The sequence below is a fragment of the Shigella sp. FC1661 genome, from assembly GCF_001712525.1.
Taxonomy (GTDB): Bacteria; Pseudomonadota; Gammaproteobacteria; order Enterobacterales; family Enterobacteriaceae; genus Escherichia; species Escherichia coli.
The window spans coordinates 1-6,870 of record NZ_MDGW01000120.1 but is presented as its reverse complement, the minus strand read 5'-3'; the positions used below and the strand labels follow the sequence as shown (position 1 = coordinate 6,870).

The following is a 6,870-nucleotide window of genomic DNA, read 5'->3' as shown; positions in this document are numbered from 1 at the left end:
GTACCGGGCTGAGAGGCGGTGTAAGTGAACTGTAGTTGCCATGTTTTACGGCAATGAGAGCAGAGATAGCGCTGATGTCCGGCAGTGCTTTTGCCGTTACGCACCACGCCTTCAGTAGCGGAGCAGGAAGGACATCTGATGGAAATGGAAGCCATGCAAGCACCTTAAAATCACCATCATACACTAAATCAGTAAGTTGGCAGCATTACCCCACAGTCGAAGTATTTATTACCGTAACCCGCGATGAAAAGCTTATCGCGTGCGGTGGAATTGCCGGAAATATTATTAAATGCGTTGCTATCAGTGAATCCGTTCGCGGTGAAGGACTGGCGCTGACATTAGCCACTGAACTGATAAACCTCGCCTATGAGCGGCACAGCACGCATCTGTTTATTTATACCAAAACCGAATACGAGGCGCTGTTCCGCCAGTGCGGTTTTTCCACGCTGACCAGCGTACCCGGCGTGATGGTGCTGATGGAAAACAGCGCCACGCGACTGAAACGCTATGCCGAATCGCTGAAAAAATTTCGTCATCCAGGGAACAAGATTGGCTGCATTGTGATGAACGCCAATCCCTTTACGAATGGTCACCGTTATCTGATTCAACAAGCTGCGGCACAGTGCGACTGGTTGCATCTGTTTTTAGTCAAAGAAGATTCTTCACGCTTCCCCTATGAAGACCGGCTGGATCTGGTGTTAAAAGGCACCGCCGATATTCCACGCCTGACTGTGCATCGCGGCTCCGAATACATCATCTCCCGCGCTACGTTCCCTTGCTACTTCATTAAAGAACAGAGCGTCATTAACCATTGTTACACCGAAATTGATCTGAAGATTTTCCGTCAGTACCTCGCTCCCGCACTGGGTGTAACTCACCGCTTTGTCGGTACTGAACCCTTTTGTCGCGTTACCGCCCAGTACAACCAGGATATGCGCTACTGGCTGAAAACGCCGACTATCTCCGCACCGCCCATCGAACTGGTTGAAATTGAGCGGCTGCGTTACCAGGAGATGCCGATATCCGCTTCCCGGGTACGTCAACTGCTGGCGAAAAACGATCTCACGGCTATCGCGCCGCTGGTCCCTGCAGTCACGCTGCATTATTTGCAGAACCTGCTTGAGCACTCCCGCCAGGACGCGGCAGCTCGTCAAAAGCCCCCCGCATGAGAAACAGGTGAAAAATGAAAATAAACCAGCCCGCCGTTGCAGGCACCCTTGAGTCTGGGGATGTGATGATACGCATCGCCCCACTCGATACGCAGGATATCGACCTGCAAATCAACAGCAGCGTTGAGAAACAGTTTGGCGATGCAATTCGCACCACCATTCTGGACGTTCTCGCCCACTACAACGTGCGCGGCGTACAGCTGAATGTCGATGACAAAGGCACACTGGACTGCATTTTACGTGCACGACTGGAAGCCCTGCTGGCACGCGCCAGCGGTATCCCGACTCTGCCATGGGAGGATTGCCAATGATTTCCGCTTCGCTGCAACAACGTAAAACTCGCACCCGCCGCAGCATGTTGTTTGTGCCTGGTGCCAATGCCGCGATGGTCAGCAACTCCTTCATCTACCCGGCTGATGCCCTGATGTTTGACCTCGAAGACTCCGTGGCATTACGTGAAAAAGACACCGCCCGCCGCATGGTTTATCACGCGCTGCAACATCCGCTGTATCGCGATATTGAAACCATTGTGCGTGTCAACGCGCTGGATTCCGAATGGGGTGTTAACGACCTGGAAGCCGTCGTTCGCGGTGGTGCGGACGTTGTGCGTCTGCCGAAAACCGATACCGCTCAGGATGTTCTGGATATTGAAAAAGAGATCCTGCGTATCGAAAAAGCCTGTGGTCGTGAACCCGGCAGCACCGGCCTGCTGGCGGCGATTGAATCTCCGCTGGGCATTACCCGCGCAGTGGAAATCGCTCACGCTTCCGAGCGTTTGATCGGTATCGCCCTAGGTGCAGAAGACTATGTGCGCAACCTGCGTACAGAACGCTCCCCGGAAGGAACTGAACTGCTGTTCGCACGCTGTTCCATTTTGCAGGCCGCGCGCTCTGCGGGTATTCAGGCGTTCGATACCGTCTATTCCGACGCTAACAACGAAGCCGGATTCCTGCAAGAAGCCGCCCACATCAAACAGCTGGGCTTTGACGGCAAATCGCTGATCAACCCGCGTCAGATTGATCTGCTGCACAACCTCTACGCACCGACCCAGAAAGAAGTGGATCACGCCCGCCGCGTCGTAGAAGCCGCTGAAGCCGCCGCTCGCGAAGGCCTCGGCGTGGTTTCCCTGAACGGCAAGATGGTGGACGGTCCGGTTATCGATCGCGCCCGTCTGGTGCTCTCCCGTGCAGAACTTTCCGGCATCCGCGAAGAATAAGGCAATCAAAATGACGCAGAAAATTGAACAATCTCAACGACAAGAACGGGTAGCGGCCTGGAATCGTCGCGCTGAATGCGATCTTGCCGCTTTCCAGAACTCACCAAAGCAAACCTACCAGGCTGAAAAAGCGCGCGATCGCAAACTGTGCGCCAACCTGGAAGAAGCGATTCATCGCTCTGGTTTACAGGACGGCATGACGGTTTCCTTCCATCACGCTTTCCGTGGCGGTGACCTGACCGTCAATATGGTGATGGGCGTCATCGCGAAGATGGGCTTTAAAAACCTGACTCTGGCCTCCAGCTCCCTGAGTGATTGCCATGCGCCGCTGGTAGAACACATTCGCCAGGGCGTGGTTACCCGCATTTATACCTCTGGCCTGCGCGGTCCACTGGCGGAACCGGTGCAAATCCACTCTCACGGCGGACGTGTGCATCTGGTACAGAGCGGCGAACTGAATATCGACGTGGCTTTCCTCGGCGTCCCATCCTGTGATGAATTCGGTAATGCCAACGGTTACACCGGTAAAGCCTGCTGTGGCTCCCTCGGCTATGCAATGGTTGATGCCGACAACGCAAAACAGGTCGTGATGCTTACCGAAGAACTGCTGCCTTATCCGCATAATCCGGCAAGCATTGAGCAAGATCAGGTTGATTTGATCGTCAAAGTTGATCGCGTTGGCGATGCTGCAAAAATCGGCGCTGGTGCGACCCGTATGACCACTAACCCGCGCGAACTGCTTATTGCCCGTAGCGCTGCGGATGTGATTGTCAACTCTGGCTACTTCAAAGAAGGTTTCTCCATGCAAACCGGCACCGGCGGCGCTTCGCTGGCGGTAACCCGTTTCCTGGAAGACAAAATGCGTAGCCGCGATATTCGCGCCGACTTCGCCCTCGGCGGTATTACTGCAACGATGGTTGATCTGCACGAAAAAGGTCTGATCCGCAAACTGCTGGATGTGCAGAGCTTTGACAGCCATGCTGCGCAATCGCTGGCCCGTAACCCCAATCACATCGAAATCAGCGCCAACCAGTACGCTAACTGGGGTTCGAAAGGCGCATCGGTTGATCGTCTCTACGTGGTGGTACTGAGCGCGCTGGAAATTGACACCCAGTTCAACGTTAACGTGCTGACCGGCTCTGACGGCGTACTGCGTGGTGCTTCCGGTGGTCACTGCGATACCGCGATTGCCTCTGCGCTTTCCATCATCGTCGCGCCGCTGGTACGCGGTCGTATTCCGACTCTGGTGGATAACGTGCTGACCTGCATCACCCCGGGCTCCAGTGTCGATATTCTGGTCACAGACCACGGTATCGCAGTTAACCCGGCACGTCCGGAGCTGGCAGAACGTCTGCCGGAAGCGGGCATTAAAGTGGTTTCCATTGAGTGGCTGCGTGAACGTGCGCGTCTGCTGACCGGTGAACCACAGCCGATTGAATTCACCGACCGAGTCGTTGCCGTTGTGCGTTACCGCGATGGCTCGGTGATCGATGTTGTACATCAGGTGAAGGAATAAGCCATGCACCTGCTTCCTGAACTCGCCAGCCACCATGCGGTGTCAATTCCCGAGCTGCTCGTCAGCCGGGATGAAAGGCAAGCACGGCAACACGTCTGGCTCAAGCGCCATCCTGTTCCACTGGTCTCCTTTACCGTGGTTGCGCCTGGGCCGATTAAAGACAGTGAGGTCACACGCCGAATTTTTAATCATGGCGTGACAGCCTTGCGTGCCTTAGCCGCAAAACAGGGCTGGCAAATTCAGGAGCAGGCTGCACTGGTTTCCGCCAGCGGACCGGAGGGTATGTTGAGCATTGCCGCCCCGGCTCGCGACCTCAAGCTCGCCACCATTGAGCTTGAACATAGTCATCCTCTCGGGCGGTTATGGGATATCGATGTCCTGACGCCCGAAGGCGAAATTCTCTCCCGCCGCGACTATTCACTGCCGCCTCGCCGCTGCCTGTTGTGCGAGCAAAGCGCAGCCGTCTGCGCGCGTGGAAAAACCCATCAACTGACCGATTTACTCAACCGCATGGAGGCACTGCTGAACGATGTCGATGCCTGCAACGTCAACTAAAACCACAAAGCTTGCGACGTCATTAATCGATGAGTACGCCCTGCTGGGCTGGCGCGCCATGCTGACTGAAGTCAATCTGTCACCGAAACCAGGTCTCGTGGATCGCATTAACTGCGGTGCGCATAAAGATATGGCGCTGGAAGATTTCCACCGCAGCGCGCTGGCGATTCAGGGCTGGCTACCCCGTTTCATTGAATTTGGTGCCTGTAGTGCGGAAATGGCACCAGAAGCGGTACTCCACGGATTACGCCCAATTGGTATGGCTTGCGAAGGTGATATGTTCCGCGCCACCGCGGGAGTAAACACGCATAAGGGCAGCATTTTTTCTTTAGGGCTACTGTGTGCGGCAATTGGCCGTTTGCTTCAGCTCAACCAGTCGCTAACGCCAACAACCGTTTGTTCTACGGCGGCAAGTTTCTGCCGTGGCCTGACCGATCGCGAACTGCGTACCAATAATTCACAACTGACGGCAGGTCAACGGTTGTACCAGCAGCTTGCCCTTACCGGCGCACGCGGTGAAGCCGAAGCGGGTTATCCACTGGTGATCAACCACGCCTTGCCGCATTACCTCACTCTGCTGGATCAGGGGTTAGATCCTGAACTGGCATTGCTCGATACCTTGCTCCTACTGATGGCGATCAACGGCGATACCAACGTTGCTTCGCGCGGTGGCGAGGGGGGCCTGCGCTGGCTACAGCGCGAGGCGCAAACATTATTGCAAAAAGGGGGCATTCGAACCCTCGCCGATCTCGATTATCTCCGGCAGTTCGACAGGGAGTGTATCGAACGAAATCTCAGTCCAGGCGGCAGTGCCGACCTGCTGATCCTTACCTGGTTTTTAGCACAGATTTAATTATTTAAGCACTTGATAAATTTGGAAATATTAATTTTCGGAGAACCCGTATGTCTTTAGCAAAAGATAATATATGGAAACTATTGGCCCCACTGGTGGTGATGGGTGTCATGTTTCTTATCCCTGTCCCCGACGGTATGCCACCACAGGCATGGCATTACTTCGCTGTGTTTGTGGCAATGATTGTCGGCATGATCCTCGAGCCAATTCCGGCAACAGCGATCAGTTTTATTGCGGTTACTATTTGCATTATTGGCAGTAATTACCTGCTCTTTGATGCCAAAGAATTAGCTGACCCAGCGTTTAATGCGCAAAAACAGGCGCTGAAATGGGGTCTGGCTGGTTTTTCCAGCACCACGGTATGGCTGGTATTTGGCGCATTTATTTTTGCATTAGGGTATGAAGTTTCCGGGTTAGGTCTTCGCATTGCCCTTTTCCTGGTGAAATTCATGGGCAAACGCACGCTGACGTTGGGTTATGCGATTGTCATTATCGACATTCTGCTGGCGCCGTTTACACCGTCCAACACCGCGCGTACCGGGGGTACGGTTTTTCCGGTCATTAAAAACCTGCCGCCGTTGTTTAAATCATTCCCCAACGATCCGTCCGCGCGTCATATTGGCGGCTATTTGATGTGGATGATGGTCATTAGTACCAGTCTGAGTTCGTCCATGTTTGTCACCGGTGCGGCACCAAACGTGCTGGGTCTGGAGTTCGTCAGCAAAATTGCCGGTATCCAGATTAGCTGGTTGCAGTGGTTCCTCTGCTTCCTGCCGGTTGGGGTTATCTTGCTTATCATTGCGCCGTGGCTTTCCTACGTGCTGTACAAACCGGAAATCACACACAGTGAAGAAGTGGCAACCTAGGCGGGTGATGAACTGAAAACCATGGGTGCGCTGACACGCAGAGAGTGGACACTGATTGGCCTTGTATTGCTCAGCTTAGGTTTGTGGGTTTTTGGCAGTGAAGTCATTAATGCTACTGCAGTTGGTCTGCTGGCAGTTTCGCTAATGCTGGCCCTGCACGTTGTGCCTTGGAAAGATATTACCCGCTATAACAGCGCATGGAACACGCTGGTCAACCTGGCAACTCTGGTTGTGATGGCTAACGGCCTGACTCGTTCTGGCTTTATTGACTGGTTCGCCGGTACCATGAGTACGCACCTGGAAGGATTCTCACCAAACGCAACGGTGATTGTACTGGTTCTGGTGTTCTACTTTGCACACTACCTGTTTGCCAGCCTGTCTGCGCACACCGCAACCATGCTGCCGGTTATTCTGGCCGTCGGTAAAGGTATTCCGGGCGTACCAATGGAACAACTGTGTATCCTGCTGGTGCTGTCTATCGGTATCATGGGCTGTCTGACGCCCTATGCAACCGGTCCTGGGGTGATTATTTACGGCTGTGGCTATGTGAAATCAAAAGATTACTGGCGTCTTGGCGCAATCTTCGGGGTGATTTACATCTCTATGTTGCTGTTGGTTGGCTGGCCGATTCTCGCCATGTGGAACTAATACGTTCGCCAAAACGCTGAATAAATCATCACGCCCGCCAGGTAAGC

The 6,870-nt window shown here is 54.0% G+C and carries 6 protein-coding genes and 2 pseudogenes; 7 read left to right on the top strand and 1 reads right to left on the bottom strand.

Features of this window, described 5'->3' with window-relative positions:
• Positions 1 to 155, bottom strand: a 155-nt coding sequence (locus tag BFF42_RS08690) for an IS1 family transposase (protein ID WP_001348782.1), incomplete at its 3' end; no start/stop codon positions are given.
• 57 nt (positions 156 to 212) lie between these two features.
• On the opposite strand from BFF42_RS08690, the pseudogene citC reads away from it, so the two are divergent.
• The 7 genes and pseudogenes from citC to citT form a co-directional block, all read left to right on the top strand.
• A pseudogene (gene citC, locus BFF42_RS08685) lies at positions 213 to 1,169 on the top strand ([citrate (pro-3S)-lyase] ligase); the annotation flags it as partial.
• A 14-nt stretch (positions 1,170 to 1,183) separates the two neighbouring features.
• Complete coding sequence (gene citD / locus BFF42_RS08680; protein ID WP_000700700.1) at positions 1,184 to 1,480, top strand: citrate lyase acyl carrier protein; 297 nt, start codon at positions 1,184 to 1,186, stop codon at positions 1,478 to 1,480.
• Positions 1,477 to 2,385 (top strand): citrate (pro-3S)-lyase subunit beta, encoded by a 909-nt coding sequence (gene citE, locus BFF42_RS08675; protein ID WP_000622357.1) that lies wholly within the window; start codon positions 1,477 to 1,479, stop codon positions 2,383 to 2,385. The genes citD and citE overlap by 4 nt, the downstream gene beginning before the upstream one ends.
• Before the next feature lie 10 nt (positions 2,386 to 2,395).
• The gene (gene citF, locus BFF42_RS08670; RefSeq protein ID WP_039060040.1) at positions 2,396 to 3,901 is read left to right on the top strand and encodes a citrate lyase subunit alpha; all 1,506 of its coding nucleotides are present in this window, start codon (positions 2,396 to 2,398) and stop codon (positions 3,899 to 3,901) included.
• Positions 3,902 to 3,904: 3 nt separating this feature from the next.
• The gene (gene citX / locus BFF42_RS08665) at positions 3,905 to 4,456 is read left to right on the top strand and encodes a citrate lyase holo-[acyl-carrier protein] synthase (RefSeq protein WP_000550422.1); all 552 of its coding nucleotides are present in this window, start codon (positions 3,905 to 3,907) and stop codon (positions 4,454 to 4,456) included.
• On the top strand, positions 4,431 to 5,309 hold the full coding sequence (citG, locus tag BFF42_RS08660) for a triphosphoribosyl-dephospho-CoA synthase CitG (RefSeq protein WP_000062463.1): 879 nt from the start codon (positions 4,431 to 4,433) through the stop codon (positions 5,307 to 5,309). Before citX ends, citG begins: the two co-directional genes overlap by 26 nt.
• A gap of 50 nt (positions 5,310 to 5,359) precedes the next feature.
• A pseudogene (gene citT, locus BFF42_RS08655) lies at positions 5,360 to 6,823 on the top strand (citrate/succinate antiporter CitT).
• Positions 6,824 to 6,870 lie beyond the last annotated feature (47 nt).